The 16500-nt window shown below is 67.9% G+C and carries 16 protein-coding genes; 9 read left to right on the forward strand and 7 right to left on the reverse strand.

Translation table 11 applies throughout. The features are described 5' to 3' along the window. Nucleotide 1 precedes the first annotated feature (1 nt). Entirely contained in the window at nt 2-565 is a 564-nt protein-coding gene (locus ACPTTC_RS03290) for a barstar family protein (protein WP_175955652.1), read from the forward strand. Nucleotides 566-768: 203 nt separating this feature from the next. Here the strand turns inward: ACPTTC_RS03290 and ACPTTC_RS03295 are convergent, their stop codons facing one another. The 3 genes from ACPTTC_RS03295 to speE all read right to left on the reverse strand — a co-directional run bounded on the left by ACPTTC_RS03295 (nt 769) and on the right by speE (nt 2990). After that, the gene (locus ACPTTC_RS03295; RefSeq protein WP_423391536.1) at nt 769-1536 is read right to left on the reverse strand and encodes a 16S rRNA (uracil(1498)-N(3))-methyltransferase; all 768 of its coding nucleotides are present in this window, start codon (nt 1534-1536) and stop codon (nt 769-771) included. Between the two features lie 17 nt (nt 1537-1553). Beyond that, on the reverse strand, nt 1554-1970 hold the full coding sequence (locus ACPTTC_RS03300) for a VOC family protein (RefSeq protein WP_175955656.1): 417 nt from the start codon (nt 1968-1970) through the stop codon (nt 1554-1556). A gap of 162 nt (nt 1971-2132) precedes the next feature. Beyond that, on the reverse strand, nt 2133-2990 hold the full coding sequence (gene speE / locus ACPTTC_RS03305; RefSeq protein ID WP_423391537.1) for a polyamine aminopropyltransferase: 858 nt from the start codon (nt 2988-2990) through the stop codon (nt 2133-2135). Nucleotides 2991-3206: 216 nt separating this feature from the next. Here speE and tkt point away from each other — a divergent pair, with 216 nt between their 5' ends. Both tkt and gap read left to right on the forward strand, forming a co-directional pair. Beyond that, nucleotides 3207-5279 (forward strand): transketolase, encoded by a 2073-nt coding sequence (gene tkt, locus ACPTTC_RS03310; protein WP_423391538.1) that lies wholly within the window; start codon nt 3207-3209, stop codon nt 5277-5279. A gap of 87 nt (nt 5280-5366) precedes the next feature. Then, nucleotides 5367-6377 (forward strand): type I glyceraldehyde-3-phosphate dehydrogenase, encoded by a 1011-nt coding sequence (gene gap, locus ACPTTC_RS03315; RefSeq protein WP_006485712.1) that lies wholly within the window; start codon nt 5367-5369, stop codon nt 6375-6377. Nucleotides 6378-6453: 76 nt separating this feature from the next. Here gap and ACPTTC_RS03320 read toward each other — a convergent pair whose 3' ends face one another. Further along, a complete protein-coding gene (locus ACPTTC_RS03320; protein WP_423391539.1) occupies nt 6454-7356 on the reverse strand; it encodes a LysR substrate-binding domain-containing protein in 903 nt (300 codons plus the stop codon). A gap of 150 nt (nt 7357-7506) precedes the next feature. Between ACPTTC_RS03320 and ACPTTC_RS03325 the strand changes: the two genes are divergently transcribed. Both ACPTTC_RS03325 and ACPTTC_RS03330 read left to right on the forward strand, forming a co-directional pair. Further along, a complete protein-coding gene (locus ACPTTC_RS03325; protein ID WP_226195340.1) occupies nt 7507-8280 on the forward strand; it encodes an SDR family NAD(P)-dependent oxidoreductase in 774 nt (257 codons plus the stop codon). Between the two features lie 16 nt (nt 8281-8296). Continuing rightward, nucleotides 8297-9355 (forward strand): L-idonate 5-dehydrogenase, encoded by a 1059-nt coding sequence (locus ACPTTC_RS03330; RefSeq protein ID WP_423391540.1) that lies wholly within the window; start codon nt 8297-8299, stop codon nt 9353-9355. A 119-nt stretch (nt 9356-9474) separates the two neighbouring features. On the opposite strand, the gene ACPTTC_RS03335 is transcribed toward ACPTTC_RS03330, so the two are convergent. Further along, nucleotides 9475-10674 carry an MFS transporter gene (locus ACPTTC_RS03335; protein ID WP_423391541.1) on the reverse strand — a complete coding sequence of 400 codons (1200 nt, stop codon included), beginning with the start codon at nt 10672-10674 and terminating at the stop codon, nt 9475-9477. Between the two features lie 312 nt (nt 10675-10986). Here ACPTTC_RS03335 and cynR point away from each other — a divergent pair, with 312 nt between their 5' ends. Further along, nucleotides 10987-11877 (forward strand): transcriptional regulator CynR, encoded by an 891-nt coding sequence (gene cynR / locus ACPTTC_RS03340; protein ID WP_423391542.1) that lies wholly within the window; start codon nt 10987-10989, stop codon nt 11875-11877. Between the two features lie 54 nt (nt 11878-11931). Here cynR and ACPTTC_RS03345 read toward each other — a convergent pair whose 3' ends face one another. Next, complete coding sequence (locus ACPTTC_RS03345; protein ID WP_423391543.1) at nt 11932-12654, reverse strand: FadR/GntR family transcriptional regulator; 723 nt, start codon at nt 12652-12654, stop codon at nt 11932-11934. Nucleotides 12655-12867: 213 nt separating this feature from the next. On the opposite strand from ACPTTC_RS03345, the gene ACPTTC_RS03350 reads away from it, so the two are divergent. The 3 genes from ACPTTC_RS03350 to ACPTTC_RS03360 all read left to right on the forward strand — a co-directional run bounded on the left by ACPTTC_RS03350 (nt 12868) and on the right by ACPTTC_RS03360 (nt 15834). Beyond that, nucleotides 12868-14190, forward strand: a complete 1323-nt coding sequence (locus ACPTTC_RS03350) for a C4-dicarboxylate transporter DctA (protein WP_423391544.1) — start codon at nt 12868-12870, stop codon at nt 14188-14190. 103 nt (nt 14191-14293) lie between these two features. Beyond that, complete coding sequence (alc, locus tag ACPTTC_RS03355; RefSeq protein ID WP_423391545.1) at nt 14294-15301, forward strand: allantoicase; 1008 nt, start codon at nt 14294-14296, stop codon at nt 15299-15301. A gap of 14 nt (nt 15302-15315) precedes the next feature. Further along, nucleotides 15316-15834, forward strand: coding sequence for an ureidoglycolate lyase (locus ACPTTC_RS03360; RefSeq protein ID WP_175955678.1), 519 nt, complete (start codon nt 15316-15318; stop codon nt 15832-15834). Between the two features lie 169 nt (nt 15835-16003). Here ACPTTC_RS03360 and fur read toward each other — a convergent pair whose 3' ends face one another. Beyond that, entirely contained in the window at nt 16004-16432 is a 429-nt protein-coding gene (fur, locus tag ACPTTC_RS03365) for a ferric iron uptake transcriptional regulator (RefSeq protein WP_034182711.1), read from the reverse strand. Nucleotides 16433-16500: the final 68 nt, after the last annotated feature.

The following is a 16500-nucleotide window of genomic DNA, read 5'->3' on the forward strand; positions in this document are numbered from 1 at the left end:
CATGAGCGACTCCATCTACGCGCACGATACGGCGGCGGCGGAACTGTTCGCGGCCGGCGATGGCAATCTGTTTCAGCGCGTGATCCAGCTGCACGCGGCGGCGCAGGCTGGCAGCACGCCGGAGCAACAGGAAGCCGAGCCCGGGCTTTCATCGAACGAGGAGCCTATGAGCCTTTTCACGACCGTGCGACCCAATCTCGTGCAGTCGATCCGCGCGTTCCGCGTGCAGGATCTCGCCGACGAAGCCGGTCGGCTCGGCCAGCATTTCCTGTATGCGTATTGCGGCGCCGCGCAGTCGAAGCAGGAAGTGATGGAAACGATCGCGACGTCGTTCCTGTTCCCGAAGCATTTCGGGAAGAACTACGACGCGCTGTACGATTCCCTGACCGACCTCGTCGCGAAGGCCGGCGCGCAGCCGGGTTTCGTGATCGTCCTCGAAGGGCTGCCGATCGCGCAGAAGTTCGACAAGGAAGGGCGCGAGACGCTGCTCGACGTGTTCCGCGAGGCGGCCGAATTCTGGGCCGAGCGCAAGGTCGCGTTCCGCGTGTTCTACTCGTTCGCGTAAGCACGGGTCGGCCAGCGGCCGATTCGACAACATTTCTAAGAGCCCGCTTCGAGCGGGCTTTTTTTGCGTCCGCGCGAGGCGCGCGGACCGGCGCGGCGCTTCGCTCCCTGACGCCCGCCTTTTCTCCAGCACCGTTTTCGAGAGCGGCCGGGTGGCGTGCGTTCAGGGCGTGTCGCGCCGTCTTGCGGCGGCGCGACTCCCTGTCACCATCCGCCCCAACGCGCCGCGAGCGCCGCGAGCACGGCCGCGCCGGCCGTCTCGGTGCGCAGCACGCGGGGCCCGAGCGACAGCGCGGTGAACCCGCGCGCGCGGGCCGCGTTTTCCTCGTCGGGCGACAGCCCGCCTTCCGGTCCGATCAGCAGCGTGACGGTCGCAGCCGGCGGTGCGTCGGGCAGCGACGCGAACGGGATGCTCGCGCGCGGCGACAGCAGCAGCCGCAGCGCGCCGTCGGCCGGTGCGGCCGGCAGCGTATCGAGCCATGCGTTGAAGCCGGCGATGGGCGCGACGTCGGGTATGCGGTTGCGCCCGCATTGCTCGCACGACGCGCGCACGACGCCGCGCCAGTGCGCGACGCGCTTGTCCGCGCGCTCGCCGGAAAGCTTCACGACGCCGCGCGCGGTCGACAGCGGCACGACCGCCGCCACGCCGAGCTCGACGGCCTTCTCGATCACCCAGTCCATCTTGTCGCCGCCGGCGATGCCTTGCGCGAGCGTCACGCGATAGGGCGGCTCGGCTTCGGCCGGCTCGAACGTGTCGATCTGCGCGAGCGCGCTGCGCTTGTCGATCTCGACGAGCCGTGCGCGGTACTGGCCGCCGGTGCCGTCGAACAGGGCGAGCGCGTCGCCGGGCTGCAGGCGCAGCACCTGCGCGTGGCGCGCGACGTCGGCCGGCAACGCAAGCGTGGCGTCGGCGCGCAGTGCCGCGTCGACGAAAAAGCGCGGCACGGCCGCGGTGGTGGTAGCTTCGTTCATGCGTGTAACGGTTTGGGTCATGTGTCGAGACGGCGGCCGAGCGCCCATCGGTAGCCGTCGAGATCCTCGATCTGTGCGAACCGGTCGCCCCAGAACTGATCCTGCGGCGCGCTCAGCGATTTCGCGCCCGCGTCGAGCGCGCGCTGCCAGGTGGCGTCGACGTCGTCGACATACAGATAGAACGATTGCGGCGCGGTGGCGTTTGCACTCTTCGGCGTGAGCGCGGTCGAGCCGAATGCACCTTCGGGCGCGAACATCACGATCAGCTGGCCGCGATAGGCCATCTCGACGTGCATGATCGCGCCGTCTTCGTCGTGCACGTCGCGCAGTTCGAAGCCGAATGCGGCCTTGAAGAAATCGATGGCCGCACGTGCATTGCGTACGGCCAGGTAGGGCGTCAACCAAGGCACGTTGGCCGGACGTGGATCGGTCATGAAAATCTCCTGTGTGGGCGCCTGGGCACGTGCTCTGAGTCCGTGCCTGGGCGTTCGTTCAGGGGGCGGCGCGGCGTCCGGGGCATTTCGCCGCGGTGCCGTGCATCACGAATCCTGCGAAGACGTGTAGAAAAAACGGAAGCCGGGCGACCGCGCGGACGCTCAGCGGCGGACGCCCAGTGTATCGCGCAGCGCGCACGGCAGGGCAAAGAGGGACGCATGCAGCCGCGCGTCGTAGTAGCGCAAACCCTGGACGCGGCGGGCCGCGAGCCGTTCGTCGATGTCGTGTGCGAACAGCGCGGCCGCGTCGAGCGTATCGCTCGCGATCGCCATCAGCCACTGCGAGCCGTACAGCGGCACGTGCGCGGACAACGGATCGACGACCGCGAAGCTCGCGCGCAGGTCGTCGAGCAGCGCGGCGATGCGCGTCGGGTGGAACACCGGCGAGCCGAGGTGCATCGAGATCGCGCCGCACGGCGTCAGGATCCGCTTGAGCCGCGCATAGAACGCGCGCGTATAGAGGCCGGCCGCCGGCGAATCGGGCGGCGTGAGGTCGAACACGACGAGATCGAAATGCTCGACGGTCGACTCGACGAAATGCGCGGCGTCGCCGATCACGACCTCGACGCGCGGGTCGTCGAGCGCACCCTGGTGCACGTCGTCGAGATAACGGCGCGCCATCCCGACCACTTCGTCGTCGAGCTCCGCGATCACGATCCGCTCGATGCATGCATGCTTGAGCAACTGGCGCGCCGCGCCGCCGTCGCCGCCGCCGAGCACGAGCGCACGGCGCGGCGACGGATGCGCGAGCGCGGCCGGGTGCGTCATGCACTCGTGATAGACGTACTCGTCGCCGACCGACGTCATCGGCCGGCCGTCCAGCGTAAACAGGCGGCCGAGCTGCGGGGTTTCCCAGACCTCGATCTGCTGGTGCGGGGACGCGACGCGCGCGAGCCGCCGGGCGTTCGGGAAGCCGTAGGCGGCATCGGGCGTAGGGTGAAAGAGAAGCGTCGTGCTCACGGGTGGGCCGCTCAGGGCTGGCAGTTCCGACGTCTGAATTATAGGAGGCGGGCGGTTTGACGGAAAACCGTGCCGGAACACCGTGCATGGACAAGGGAAATGTCAGCCCATCTGTTAAAATGACGAGCTTTGCAGCCCCGTCCGTAGGCTCCGTCCGCTTCGCGTCCGTCAGGCGCCGCACCGCGCGCCGGGAACGATTGACGCTCGAGCTTCCGGATGCCGCCGTGCCCCCGTTTCCTCGACTCGTTCTCCGGACTCGACATGACGACTTCGTCTCCCGCCTCTACCACCCTGATGGCCAACGCGATCCGTGCGCTCGCGATGGACGCCGTCCAGCAAGCGAACTCCGGCCACCCCGGCATGCCGATGGGCATGGCCGAAATCGGCGTCGCGCTCTGGTCGCGCCATCTGAAGCACAACCCGACGAACCCGCACTGGGCGGACCGCGACCGCTTCGTGCTGTCGAACGGCCATGGCTCGATGCTGCTGTACTCGCTGCTGCACCTGACCGGCTACGACCTGCCGATGGAAGAGCTGAAGAACTTCCGCCAGCTGCACTCGAAGACGCCGGGTCACCCGGAATACGGCATCACGCCGGGCGTCGAGACGACCACCGGCCCGCTCGGCCAGGGTCTCGCGAACGCGGTCGGCATGGCGCTCGGCGAAGCGCTGATGGCCGACGAGTTCAACCGTGACGGCGCGAAGATCGTCGATCACCACACGTACGTGTTCCTCGGCGACGGCTGCCTGATGGAAGGCATCTCGCACGAAGCCTGCTCGCTCGCCGGCACGCTGAAGCTGAACAAGCTGATCGCGCTGTACGACGACAACGGCATCTCGATCGACGGCGACGTCGTGAACTGGTTCCACGACGACACCCCGAAGCGTTTCGAAGCCTACGGCTGGAACGTGATCCCGAACGTGAACGGCCATGACGTCGACGCGGTCGACGCAGCCATCGCGAAGGCGAAGCTGTCGGACAAGCCGACGCTGATCTGCTGCAAGACGGTGATCGGCCAGGGCGCGGCGACCAAGGCAGGCGGCCACGACGTGCACGGCGCGGCGCTCGGCGCGGAAGAAATCGCGAAGACGCGCGAAGCGCTCGGCTGGACGTGGGCGCCGTTCGTGATTCCGCAGGAAGTCTATGCGGCGTGGGACGCGAAGGAAGCCGGCAAGCGCGCGGAAACCGAATGGAACGCGACGTTCGCTGCCTATCGCGCGAAGTTCCCGGCGGAAGCCGCCGAATTCGAGCGCCGGATGGCCAACCAGCTGCCGGCCGACTGGGCCGAGAAGGCCGCGGCGATCATCGCCGGTGCGAACGAGCGCGGCGAGACGGTGGCGACCCGCAAGGCGTCGCAGCAGGCGATCGAAGGCCTGGCTGCCGCGCTGCCCGAACTGCTCGGCGGCTCGGCCGACCTGACCGGCTCGAACCTGACCAACTGGAAGGCATCGAAGGCGGTCCGTGCGAATCCGGAAGGCCCGGGCGTCCAGCTGGGCAACCACATCAACTACGGCGTGCGCGAATTCGGCATGAGCGCCGCGATCAACGGCCTCGCGCTGCACGGCGGCCACAAGCCGTTCGGCGGCACGTTCCTGACGTTCTCCGACTACAGCCGCAACGCGCTGCGCGTGGCCGCGCTGATGAAGGTGCCGTCGATCTTCGTGTTCACGCACGATTCGATCGGCCTCGGCGAAGACGGCCCGACGCACCAGTCGATCGAGCACGTGTCGAGCCTGCGCCTGATCCCGAACCACGACGTCTGGCGTCCGGCCGACACGGTCGAGACGGCCGTTGCGTGGACCCACGCGATCGCAGCCGACCGTCCGTCGAGCCTGATCTTCAGCCGCCAGAACCTGGCGTTCAACCCGCGTACCGATTCGCAGATCGCGAACATCGAGAAGGGCGGCTACGTGCTGAAGGACTGGGACGAAGAGATCGTTGCGCGCAAGATCATCCTGATCGCGACGGGCTCGGAAGTCGAACTCGCGATGAAAGCCGTCGAGCCGCTCGCGCAGCAGGGCATCGCGGCACGCGTCGTGTCGATGCCGTCGACCAACGTGTTCGATCGTCAGGACGCCGAGTACCGTGAACGCGTGCTGCCGCACGGCGTGCGCCGCGTCGCGATCGAAGCGGGCGTGACGGCCTTCTGGCACAAGTACGTCGGCCTCGAAGGCGGCGTCGTCGGGATCGACACGTTCGGTGAGTCGGCACCGGCCGGCGTGCTGTTCAAGCACTTCGGCTTCACTGTCGAGCACGTCGTCGAGACCGCCAAGGCCGTGCTGGCCTAAAGACATACGCGACGCGCGCCACCCCTCGCGCGCGTCGCACCGTGAAGCTGCACGAAACGAATTTTTTCAGCCATCAGGAGATAGACCATGACGATTCGCGTCGCAATCAACGGCTACGGCCGTATCGGCCGCAACACGCTGCGCGCGTTTTATGAAAACGGCAAGAAGCACGATCTCGAGATCGTCGCGATCAACGATCTGGGCGATGCGAAGACCAACGCGCACCTGACCCAGTACGACACCGCGCACGGCAAGTTCCCGGGTGAAGTGTCGGTCGACGGCGACTACCTCGTCGTGAACGGCGACAAGATCCGCGTGCTGGCGAACCGCAACCCGGCCGAACTGCCGTGGGGCGAGCTCGGCGTCGACGTCGTGATGGAATGCACGGGCTTCTTCACGACCAAGGAAAAGGCGAGCGCGCACCTGAAGGGCGGCGCGAAGAAGGTGATCATCTCGGCGCCGGGCGGCAAGGACGTCGACGCAACGATCGTCTACGGCGTGAACCACGACGTGCTGAAGGCCGAGCACACCGTCATCTCGAACGCATCGTGCACGACGAACTGCCTCGCGCCGCTCGTCAAGCCGCTGAACGACAAGATCGGCCTCGAAACCGGCCTGATGACGACGATCCATGCGTACACGAACGACCAGGTGCTGACGGACGTCTACCACGAAGACCTGCGCCGCGCGCGTTCGGCCACGCACAGCCAGATCCCGACGAAGACCGGCGCCGCTTCGGCCGTCGGCCTCGTGCTGCCGGAACTGAACGGCAAGCTCGACGGTTACGCGATCCGCGTCCCGACGATCAACGTGTCGATCGTCGACCTGTCGTTTATCGCGAAGCGCGACACGACGGTCGAGGAAGTCAACGCGATCATGAAGGAAGCATCGGAAGGCGCGCTGAAGGGCATTCTCGGCTACAACGACGCACCGCTGGTGTCGATCGACTTCAACCACAACCCGGCTTCGTCGACGTTCGACGCAACGCTGACCAAGGTGTCGGGCCGCCTCGTCAAGGTGTCGAGCTGGTACGACAACGAGTGGGGGTTCTCGAACCGCATGCTGGATACGGCTGTCGCATTCGCGAACGCGAAGTAATCCCGCACGTTGCGCGGCCGCCGCGAGGCGGCCGGCGTAGCGAACGAGCCCGGCCCGGTTTTCCGGCCGGTTTTTTTTATTGCCCGCTGTCGTTGGCTGATGCCGCCGTCGCCTCTTCGAGCGCGGCGACGAACGCGCGCTTGAGCGGGCTGTCGAGGTCGGTCCACGCGAGGCCGATGCCCGTTCGGTGCCCGGCCAGGTCGAGCGGCCGCGCGAGTACGTTCGGCGGCAGCGCGCTGGCGGCTTCCGACGGAATCAGCCCGATTCCCATCCCCGCCGCGACGAGCGCCAGCATCGTCGTGAATTCCCCGAACTCCTGCGCGATCTCGAGCGTCGTGCCCGCGCGGCTCAGCGCGAGCAGCATGTCGTCGTGAAAGCCCGGCGCGTAGCGGCGCGCGAGCACGAACGCGGGCTGGCCGCGCAGCGCGGCCGGCGCGATCGCATCGTGCGCGGCGAGCGGATGGTCGAGCGGCAGCGCGACGACGAAGCCTTCCTCGAGCACCACGCGCGTGTCGATGCCCGCATACGCGGCCGGCAGCCGGATCATCCCGAAATCGATCCGCCGGTCGCGCAGCGCGGCGATCTGGTCGGGCGTCGGCAGGTCCTTCAGTTCGAGCGTGATCAGCGGATAGCGCTCGCGCATCGTGCGCAGCACGGCCGGCAGCAGCACGGGCAGCACCGACGACACGAACGCGATCCGCAGCGTGCCGATCTCGCCGCGGCTCGACAGCCGCGCCATCTGCTCCGCGCGCGCGGCCTGCTGCAGCGTGGCGCGCGCCTCGGGCAGGAACACGCGCCCCGTATCGCTCAGTTCGACCTTGTGCCGGTCGCGCTCGAACAGGCGCGCGCCGAGTTCTTCCTCGAGCGCCTTGATCTGCATGCTCAGTGCGGGCTGCACGATGAACAGGCGCTGCGCTGCGCGCCCGAAATGCAGCTCTTCGGCGAGCGTGACGAAGGCGCGCAATTGCTTGAGTTCCATGGGTGGCGGGCCGAATTGGACGGTAATCAAATTTCATGATAACCGGATCAAAAAAGACCATTGGCCGGCGAGCGGCCGGCAGTTGAAGATACCGTCAACGCGAGACCGGCCGCGATGGGCCGCCGGCTCGACTGGCACGAGGAGGCACGCATGACCCACGCGCTTGAACGGTTCCGCCTCGACGGCCGCCGCGCACTGATTACCGGTTCCGGACGCGGGATCGGGCTGACGCTCGCCCGCGGGCTGGCCGAAGCGGGGGCGGCGATCGTCATCAACGATCGCAATGAGGAGAAGGCCGCGACGCTCGTGCGGCAGCTGCGCGAGGAAGGCTACACGGCCGACTACGCGGTATTCGACGTCGCCGAGCACGCACAGGTGCGCGCGGCGATCGACGAATTCGAGGCGCGCGTCGGCGCGATCGACATCCTCGTGAACAACGCGGGCATCCAGCGCCGCGCGCCGCTCGACGCCTTCGAGCCCGACGACTGGCATGCGCTGATGCGCGTGAACCTCGACGGCGTGTTCAACGTCGCGCAGGCCGTCGCGCGGCACATGATCGCGCGCGGCCATGGGAAGATCATCAACATCTGCTCGGTGCAGAGCGAGCTCGCGCGGCCGACGATCGCGCCGTACGCGGCGACCAAGGGCGCGGTGCGGATGCTGACGAAAGGGATGTGTGCCGACTGGGCACGCCACGGCATCCAGGCGAACGGCCTCGCGCCCGGCTATTTCGAAACCGAACTCAACCGCGCGCTGGTCGACGACGCAGCGTTCTCGGACTGGCTGTGCAAGCGCACGCCGGCCGGGCGCTGGGGGCGCGTCGACGAGCTGTGCGGTGCGGCGATCTTCCTCGCATCGGCCGCGTCCGATTTCGTGAACGGCCAGACGCTGTTCGTCGACGGCGGCCTGACCGCCGCCGTTTAGGAAAGGGAGGAATGTCATGCGTATGCGTTGCATGTGTGTCGTGATCCACGGGCCGAACGACTTGCGGGTGGAGGAGCAGGACGCGGGCGAGATCGGCCCCGGCCAGGTGCGCGTCGATGTCGCGATGGGCGGCATCTGCGGCTCCGATCTCCATTACTTCCGGCACGGTGGCTTTGGCGCGATCCGGCTGCAGCAGCCGATGGTGCTGGGCCACGAGGTGGCCGGCACGGTCGCGGAAGTGGCGCCGGACGTGACGTCGGTGAAGGTCGGCGATCGCGTCGCGGTCAATCCGAGCCGGCCGTGCGGCGCGTGCCGCTACTGTCTTGAAGGGCTGCCGAACCAGTGTCTCGACATGCGCTTCTACGGCAGCGCGATGCGGATGCCGCACGTGCAGGGCGCGTTCCGCAACGCACTCGTATGCGATGCGGTGCAGTGCGTGAAGGTCGCCGATCACGTGCCGCTGTCGCTCGCGGCGCTCGCCGAACCGTTCGCCGTCGGGTTGCATGCGGTGTTGCGCGCGGGCCCGCTGATCGGCAAGCGCGTGCTCGTGTCGGGCTGCGGGCCGATCGGCGTGCTGGCGGTCGCGGCGGCGCGCGTGCACGGCGCGGCGGAGATCGTCGCGACCGACGTCGTCGAGGCGCCGCTGGCAGTGGCGAGCGCGCTCGGCGCCGACCGCACGATCAATGTGGTTGCCGATGCCGGCTGGGTCGAGCGTTACGGTGCCGACAAGGGCACGTTCGACGTGATGATCGAGTGTTCGGGCAATGCGCGCGCGTTGCGCGACGGGCTGGACGTGATGCGTCCGCGCGGGGTCGTCGTGCAGCTCGGGCTCGGCGGTGATGTCAGCCTGCCGCAGAACGTGGTGGTCGCGAAGGAGTTGTCGATCTGCGGGTCGTTTCGTTTTCACGCCGAATTCGCGCTCGCGGTGCAACTCATCAATGCGGGGCGCGTCGACCTGCGTCCGGCCGTCACGCGCGTGTTCCCGATGCGCGATGCGAACCTTGCGTTCGAACTGGCCGGCGACCGCCAGCGCGCGATGAAGGTGCTGATCGATTTCGCGGACGAGGCTGCGTGACGATCGCGGTCACGCGCTAGCGCGCGACTGTCTCGACCCCATCGGAAAAAGGCACGCCCGCGGTTCGCGGGGCGTGCCTTTTTCATGGCGGCGAGGAAACGACTGACTGCATTACCGCATTACTGCGTGACCTGCCGCGCGCCGATGCGCTGCGACACGAGCCACAGCGCGATCAACACACCGGCAAGCGCCGCGCCCGCGACGCACACGCCGCGCCAGCCGTCGACGCCGTACGCGACGCTCGCCGCGAACGACCCGAATGCGCCGCCGATGAAGTAGCTCGTCAGGTAGATCGTCGTCACGCGGCTGCGCGCGTTGCCCGCCAGCGCATAGATCACGCTCTGGTTCGAGATGTGCATGCCCTGCACGCCGACGTCGAGCAGCAGGATGCCCGCGATCAGCGCTGCCAGGGCGTGTGCGCCGTTCGCGATCAGCGCGAACGACGCGAGCACGGCCGCCGCGAACAACCCTGTCGCCGCATTGCCGTGCCCGCGATCGACGAGCCGGCCGGCCGACGTCGCCGCGAGCGCGCCCACCGCGCCGACGACGCCGAACAGGCCGATCTGCCCTTCGGAATAGCTGTACGGCGGCTGGCTCAGCAGGAACGTGAGGCCCGTCCACAGCAGGCTGAAGCACGCGAACACGAGCGCGCCGTAGGTGGAGCGCAGTGCGATCAGCGGTTGCGCGCGCACCAGCGCGACGAGCGACTTCATCAGCGCCGCATAGTCGAGGCGCGCCTCGCGGCGATCCTTCGGCAGCTTCACGGCGAGCACGACGGTCAGCGCCGCCACCGTCACCGCCGCGATGCCGTACACCGCACGCCAGCCGAACCCGTCGGCGATCGCGCCGGCCGCCACGCGCGCGAGCAGGATGCCGAGCAGCAGCCCGCTCATCACGGTGCCGACCGCGCGGCCGCGCGAGCGTGCATCGGCGAGCGATGCGGCGAACGGCACGAGCAGCTGCGTCGAACAGGTGACGAAGCCGACCGCGACGTTCGCGACGACGAACATCGTGAAGTTCGTGCTGAACGTGACCGCGACCAGCGCGACGACGTTGAGCATCAGCAGCCGCACGATCAGCGTATGACGGTTGACCGCGTCGCCGAGCGGGACGATCAGCAGCAGGCTCGCCGCATAGCCGAGCTGCGTCAGCGTGACGAGATAGCCGAGCTCGGCCGGCGCGCGCCCGAAGCTGCGCGCGATCGCGGCGAGCAGCGGCTGCGCGTAGTAGATGTTGCCGATGACGATGCCGCATGCGCAGGCGAACAGCAGCGTCATGCCGCGGGTGAGGGGAGGATGGGTGTCGTGATGCGGTTCCATGGTCGCGAAAAACGGCGGCGCCGTCCGGCGGCACGGGGCCGCCGGCTGCGCGGGGTGACGGAAATCGGGGCCGGCGTCGACGGATCGGCGGTGAGCCGATGCGCGCCGGGCGGATCGCGGCCGGGCCCGGATCGGGCGGGCGGCGGATCGTCGTGCGGCGGGCGGAGGCAGGGCGGGCCCGGGCGAGCCGTTCCGGTGCGGTGACAGCGGCGATGCACGGGAACGGATGTGCGTATGATGCGGGAGTCGAACCATAGCGTCCAAGACTGGATCGTTATGGTCTCCATTGGTCAAACCAATACGTCGGCCGCCATGCTACTCCGCCACATCCGCTATTTCCTGGCCGTCGCCGAGCAGCGCAGTTTCACGCGCGCGGCCGACGCGCTGCACGTCTCGCAGCCGACGCTGTCGCAGCAGGTGCGCCAGCTCGAGGAAACGCTCGGCGTGCAGTTGTTCGACCGCTCGGGCCGCACGGTGCAGCTCACCGAATTCGGCGAGGTCTATGCGCGCCATGCGCGCGCCGCGCTGCACGAGCTCGATACGGGGCAGCGCGCGCTGCACGACGTCGCCGATCTTGGGAGCGGATCGCTGCGGCTCGCGATGATGCCGACCTTCGCGGCCTACCTGAGCGGCTCGCTGATCGATGCGTTCCAGACCGACTATCCGAACGTCACGCTGACGATCGATGCGATGCCGCAGGAACGCATCGAGGCGCTGCTCGCCGACGATCGGCTCGACGCGGGCTTCGCGTTCATGCCGCCGCGCGCGCCGGACATCGACGCGCTGCCGCTGTGGGACGAGCCGCTCGCGCTCGTGACGGGCCGCACGCATCGTCTGGCGCGGCGCCGCCGCGCACTGACGCCGGCCGAGCTCGGCGGCGAGCCGCTGGTGCTGCTGAGCCGCGCGTTCGCGACGCGCGAGCGCATCGACCGGTATTTCATCGAGCACGGCGCGCGGCCGAAGATCGCGATCGAGACGAATACGATCAGCGCGGTGCTGGAGCTCGTGCGGGGCGGCCGGCTCGCGACGGTGCTGCCCGACGCGGTCGCGCGCGCGAGCGCCGACCTGTGCGCGCTGGAGATCGATCCGCCGCTGCCCGCGCGCACGGCCGCGCTGCTGACACGCAAGGGCGCGTACCGCAGCGTCGCGGCGCGCGCGTTCATCGAACGTGCGCTTGCGTATCGCGATCCGTCGGGAGCTTGACTGCTACGACCGGCCGGCGTGCGCGGCGGGTAGCCGCCCGACCGCCCGGCCGCATTACGTGCGCGGCGTCGGGAAGAAGATGCCCGCGCGCTGCGCGGCGTTCGCGATGTGCGTTTCGATCGCCGTGCCGGCGGCGGCCGCATCGCGCGCGATCAGCGCGTCGACGATCGCGCGGTGCTCCTGCCACGTCGACAGCAGCAGCTCGCGCCGGTAGAACGGCATGCGCTGGCTTTCCTTCATGATGTCCGCGCTGCTGCGCAGTATCGATTCGATCGCCGCGTTGCCGGCGAGATGGATGATCCGCATGTGGAAGTCGAAGTCGAGCTGCGACGCCTCGTCGAGCGCGCTTTCGGTGAGCGCGACGTGCAGGTCGGCGAGGTTGTCCTCGAACCACGCGATGTCGTCGTCGCTGACGACGTGCGCGGCCATCCGCGCGGCGAACCCTTCGAGCGCATAGCGCATCTGGTACGTGTCGGGCGGCGACGACTCCTCGGCGAACTGCCATGCGTGCGCGGCCGTGGCCTGCGCGCTTTCGACATACACGCCCTTGCCGGCGCGGATGCGCAGCATCCCGAGCGCCTCGAGCGTCGAGAGCGCCTCGCGCAGCGATGCACGGCTGATCTCCAGCTCCTCGGAGAGCTGGCGCTGGGCCGGCAGCAGGCTGCCGACCGGATAAACGCCTGCCTCGATCCGGTCGCGGATCGTCGCGATGGCGGCGTCGGTCACGGTATGCGGAACGTTTTTCATGATGTGAACTTTGGCCGGTCTGACCAGCATTGTAATCCGCACGCAGGCGGTGCATGGCCGGCCTACGGGAAAGCCACGATCTGCCCCTGTCCGGTGCATCGAAATCCGGCGGGGCAGGGGCGGGAAATCCCTATTTTGTCCGTCCTTGACGCCACTATATCGGCTTCCTACTATCCCCCATAACATCACTGGTCTTACCAGTATGAACAGACGAAACTGCAACCGTTGGATCGGGAGAGCGCCGTGTCGAAATTCCTCAATTCGCTGTTTGGCCGGGTAGTCGTCGCACTTGTCCTAGGGATCGCGCTGGGCGCGTTCTTCCCGCATTTCGCCGAGTCGCTGCGACCTCTCGGCGACGGTTTCCTGAAGCTCATCAAGATGGTGATCGGCCCGATCGTGTTCTGCGTCGTGGTCAGCGGGATGGCCAACGCGGGCGACCTGAAGAAGGTCGGCCGGGTCGGCCTGAAGGCCGTCATCTACTTCGAGATCATGACGACGCTCGCGCTCGGCATCGGGCTCGTGCTTGCGTGGCTCACGCGTCCGGGCGTCGGGATGAACATCGACCTGCGTTCGCTCGATGCGGCGTCGCTCGCGTCCTACGCGAAGAACGCCGAGAGCCTGAAGGACACGGCCGGCTACCTGATGAAGATCATCCCCGAGACCGCGATCGACGCGTTCGCGAAGGGCGACATCCTGCAGATCCTCGTGTTCGCGGTGCTGTTCGGCTCCGCGCTGTCGCTGCTCGGCGACAAGGCGCAGCGCGTCAACTCGCTGATCGAGGAACTGTCGCACGTATTCTTCCGGATCATCGGCTTCATCATCAAGCTCGCGCCGCTCGGCGTGCTCGGTGCGATCGCGTTCACGACCGGCAAGTACGGCGTCGCGTCGCTCAAGCAGCTCGGCTATCTGGTCGCGGTGTTCTACCTGAGCTGCTTCGTGTTCGTCACGGTCGTGCTCGGCATCGTGATGCGGCTCGCGGGCTTCTCGGTGTTCAAGCTGATCCGCTACCTGCGCGAGGAACTGTCGATCGTGCTCGGTACGGCGTCGTCGGATGCGGTGCTGCCGCAGGTGATGCGCAAGCTCGAATACATGGGCGTGAAGGATTCGACGGTCGGCCTCGTGATCCCGACCGGTTATTCGTTCAACCTCGACGGCTTCTCGATCTACCTGACGCTCGCCGTGCTGTTCATCGCGCAGGCCACCAACACGCCGCTGTCGACGCATGACCTGATCGTCGTGCTGCTCGTGTCGCTCGTCACGTCGAAGGGCGCGCACGGGATCCCGGGCTCGGCGATCGTGATCCTCGCGGCGACCCTGTCGGCGATTCCCGCGATTCCGGTGCTGGGCCTCGTGCTGATCCTGCCGGTCGACTGGTTCGTCGGCATCGCCCGCGCGCTGACCAACCTGATCGGCAACTGCGTCGCGACGGTGGTCGTCGCGGTGTGGGAGAACGACATCGATCGTGCCCGCGCGAACCGCGTGCTGAACCGCGAGCTGCGCTACGTGCCGGCCGAAGAGGAAGACCGCGCGGCGCCGGTCGCCGGCGACCAGGCTCACGCGCTCTGAGCGCAACCGCGCGGGGCGGCTTCCCCAGGTCGTCCCGCGCAACCGGAATTCATGCGGCCGGCGCCTCGATGCGCCGGCACGCCATCAAATATCAGGAGACGACATGGCAGCCCCCATCCTCGATCCGAATGCGCCGGCCTTCACGCGGCGTTACATGAATCTCGCCGACCCGCGCCTCGGGGCGCAGGCGCTCTTCGCCAGCGATGAATTCTTCGCGCCGAAGGAGCGCATGCTGAATCCCGAGCCGGCCGTGTTCATTCCCGGCAAGTACGACGACCACGGCAAGTGGATGGACGGCTGGGAAACGCGCCGCAAGCGCACGACCGGCCATGATTTCTGCGTGGTGCGGCTCGCGCGGCCGGGTGTGATCTACGGCGTCGACCTCGATACGAGCCACTTCACCGGTAACTTTCCGCCGGCCGCGTCGATCGACGCGTGCGTCGCCGAAGGCGACACGCCGCCCGACGACGCCGAATGGCGCCCGATCGTCCCGGCGACGACGCTGCAGGGCAATTCGCATCACTACGTGAGCGTCGACGATGCACGGCCCTATACGCACTTGCGCGTGAACCTGTACCCAGACGGTGGCCTCGCGCGGCTGCGCGTGTACGGCTTGCCGCAGCGCGACTGGCGCGAGGTGCCGGCCGGCGAGCTCGTCGATCTCGCGGCAATCGAGAACGGCGGCTACCTGGTGGCCGCGAACAACCAGCACTTCGGCCCGGCGTCGCAGATGCTGATGCCGGGGCGCGGCGTGAACATGGGCGACGGCTGGGAAACGCGGCGCCGCCGCGAGCCCGGCAACGACTGGGCGATCCTCGCGCTCGCGCGGCCGGGCATCATCCGGCGCGTCGAGGTCGATACCGCGTTCTTCAAGGGCAATTTCCCCGACCGCTGCTCGCTGCAGGCCGCGCGGGTCGTGGGCGGCACCGACGATTCGCTCGTCACGCAGGCGATGTTCTGGGCCGAACTGCTCGGCGAGCAGAAGCTGCAGATGGATCACGTCCACACATTCGACCAGCTTGCCGCGCTCGGCCCCGTCACGCATGTGCGTTTCAACATCTTCCCGGACGGCGGCGTGTCGCGCCTGCGTCTGTGGGGCGAGCCGGCTTGAGGGAGGGCAACGGCATGAGCGAATCCCCCATCCTGCGCGTCGAGCGCCTGACGCGCGAAGCGTTCGCGCCGTTCGGCGACGTGATCGCGCTAGAAGGCGCGCGTCATTTCCCGATCAACGGCGGCACGACCGAGCGCTTCCACGATCTCGCGACGATCGATGTGTGCGCGGACGGCGGTCGCCCGCTCGTCAGCGTGTTCCGCGCGCAGCCGCGCGCGCTGCCGGTCGCGCTCACGCTGATGGAGCGCCATCCGCACGGCAGCCAGGCGTTCATTCCGCTCGCGGCCGTGTCGCGCTACGCGATCGTCGTCGCGCCGGCCGGCGAGTTCCGGCCCGACGCGATGCGCGCGTTCCTCGCGCAAGGCTGGCAGGGCGTGAATTATGCGAAGGGCGTCTGGCACCATCCGCTGCTTGCGCTCGATGCGGTCAGCGATTTCGTGATCATCGATCGCGGCGGCACGCAACCGAACTGCGACGAGATTCCGCTCGAGCGCGCCTGGGCGCTCGAGTTCGAGCCGGCCTGCGCGGCCTGACGCAAGTGCGACGCCGGGCTCCGGCTGCCTGACGGCGGCCCGGGCGGACGTGTCGAAGGGCTTTCGAAAGCCTGGGCACACGACGCACGCGGCGCCGCTATCCCGAAAAGAACACGGCCCGGGCGGCGAGATGCCGGCCGGGCCGTGCTGCGTGCGCGGAGCGCGCGAATCAGTGCTTGCGGTGCGGGCAGTTCTCGGTCGTGCAGGAACCGTACATCGCGAGCGAGTGCTCCTGAAGCCGGAAGCCGCGCTCCTTCGCGATCGCCTGCTGGCGGCCTTCGATCTCGGCGTCGAAGAATTCCTCGACGCGGCCGCAATCGAGGCACACGAGGTGGTCGTGGTGCGAGCCTTCGTTCAGTTCGAACACGGCCTTGCCGGATTCGAAGTTGCTGCGCGAGAGCAGGCCTGCCTGCTCGAACTGCGTCAGCACGCGGTAGACGGTGGCCAGCCCGATGTCGAGCTGCTCGTTGAGCAGGTTCCGGTAGACGTCTTCTGCCGTCAGGTGGCGCACCGGGCTTTGCTGGAAGATCTCGAGAATCTTGAGGCGCGGTAGGGTGGCCTTTAGCCCGATATTCTTGAGATCCGTCGGATTGGTCATGGCTAGGCATCCCTAGAGTACAATGCAGGGCTTCAATGTTACCGGCTTTTCGCCGTTCCAGAAACACG

It is taken from the genome of Burkholderia mycopellens (assembly GCF_964265025.1).
Classification (GTDB): domain Bacteria; phylum Pseudomonadota; class Gammaproteobacteria; order Burkholderiales; family Burkholderiaceae; genus Burkholderia.